This is a genomic window from Duganella sacchari (assembly GCF_900143065.1).
In the GTDB taxonomy this organism is placed as follows: domain Bacteria; phylum Pseudomonadota; class Gammaproteobacteria; order Burkholderiales; family Burkholderiaceae_D; genus Rugamonas; species Rugamonas sacchari.
Genome location: NZ_FRCX01000037.1, coordinates 1 through 2,022, shown reverse-complemented (window position 1 = coordinate 2,022; position 2,022 = coordinate 1). Strand labels below are relative to the sequence as shown.

Annotated in this window: 1 protein-coding gene; it reads left to right on the top strand. The window is 60.5% G+C overall.

All coding sequences use genetic code 11. The features are described from left to right. Window positions 1–13: 13 nt before the first annotated feature. Window positions 14–2,022 (top strand): condensation domain-containing protein (locus BUA36_RS29845; RefSeq protein WP_229255852.1); only part of this gene is annotated, 2,009 nt, incomplete at its 3' end.

Here is a 2,022-nt window from a genome sequence, read left to right as displayed (position 1 = left end):
TGAAGCACTGGTCATGTTGCGCGAGGACGAGCCGGGCGAGCGTCGTCTGGTGGCTTATGTGGGCGGCAAGCTGGCGCCTGACGCCATCGCGTTACGCACCGCACTGCATCAAACCCTGCCAGACCACATGGTGCCCGCCCATTTCGTCCTGCTGGAGGCGCTGCCGTTGAACCACAATGGCAAGGTAGACCGGCGCGCGCTACCGGCGCCGCAAGCCGGCGATGCAGCGGGTTACACACCACCGGCCACCGCGACGGAGGAGATCCTGGCTGCCATCTGGGCAGGATTGCTGAAGCAGGACAAGGTTGGTGCGCACGATAATTTCTTCGCTCTCGGAGGGCATTCGCTGCTGGCCACGCAAGCTGTGTCACAAATACGTGCCGCTTTCAAGGTTGATCTGCCGCTGCGGGTCTTATTCGATGCGCCCACACTGAGGCGCTTTGCTGCCGCCGTAGATGGGCTCCAGAAAACTGCATTGCCGGCCATCGCTCCAGTACCGAGAACAGCACAGGTGCCCTTGTCGTTTGCCCAGCAGCGTCTCTGGTTCCTGGAACAGTATGAACCGGGCGGCGCCACCTACAACATTCCGGCCGCGCTGCGCCTGCAAGGGAAACTGAATACCGAGGCACTGACGCATAGCCTGCAAACGGTGATGCATCGTCATGAAGTGCTGCGCACCCGCTTTGTCGCATCCGAAGGGAAGCCGCAGCAGATTATCGAAGCAACACTTGAACTGCCATTGCGGCGCGCCGACCTGAGTAGCTTGTCCGCCACCGAACGCGAAGCCTGCATGCTGCAACAAGCGCATGACGAAGCCTCCATGCCGTTCGCACTGGGTGCGGGTCCCCTATTGCGTGCGGCTTTGCTCCGCATGGGCGAAGAGGAGCACGTACTGCTGCTTACGCTGCATCATATTATTGCTGACGGCTGGTCGATCGGTGTGCTGATACGCGAAGTCGCCAGCTTGTACACTTCATCCTGCGAAGGCGCTGAAACGACGCTGGCGCCGTTGCCAGTGCAGTATGCCGATTTCGCCATGTGGCAGCAGCAGTGGTTGAGCGGCGCGGAACTGGATAGACAGCTCGATTATTGGCGAACACAGTTGGCCGATGCACCGCTCGTACTGGCGTTGCCAACCTCGTATCCTCGTCCTGCGGTGCTGTCCTCGCAAGGCGCACAGTTTTCCTTCACCTTGCCTGCCGAGCCAGCGCGCCAACTGGCGCGCAAGACGCACACCACGCTCTTCATGGTACTGGCGGCTGCCTATAAAGCGCTGCTGACCCGTTACAGCGGGCAGTCGGATATCTGCATCGGCACGCCGGTGGCGAACCGCAACCGGCTGGAAACGGAAGGATTGATCGGCTTCTTTGTGAATACGTTGGTGCTGCGTTCACGCGTGGCATTCAACGGCACATTCAATGCGCTGCTACAGCAGGTGCGCGCTACGGCGCTGGGCGCTTATGCACATCAGGATCTACCGTTTGAACAACTGGTGGAAGCGTTGCAGCCCGAGCGTCAGCCAGGCCATACGCCGTTGTTCCAAACCATGCTGACACTGCAGAACGCCACCTCCACGACCCTGGAACTGCCTGGACTCTCGGTATCGAGCGTAGACGCAGACAACGCCACGGCAAAATTTGACCTCAGCCTGAATGTGGACGAATCCGATGCTGGCTTGCGCGCGACGTTCGAATACCGTACATCGTTATTCGATATCACCGCTATCGAGGCCATGGCGCGTCACTTCGCCAACTTGCTGACGGCTGCCTGTGCCGACCCCGCACAGCGCATTTGCGACCTACGCATGCTGGCAGATGATGAGATGCACCGCATGCTGACGAGCTGGAACGACAATGCGCTACCTCATGCGGAACCACAGCTGGCGCATCGGCTGTTCGAACAGTGGGCGGCGTCCTCGCCGCAGCAGGCAGCCATTATCTTCGACGGCACTAGCATCAGCTATGACGATCTGAATGTGCGCGCCGAGCGTATGGCCGGCCACCTCCGTGCGGCTGGTGTCGG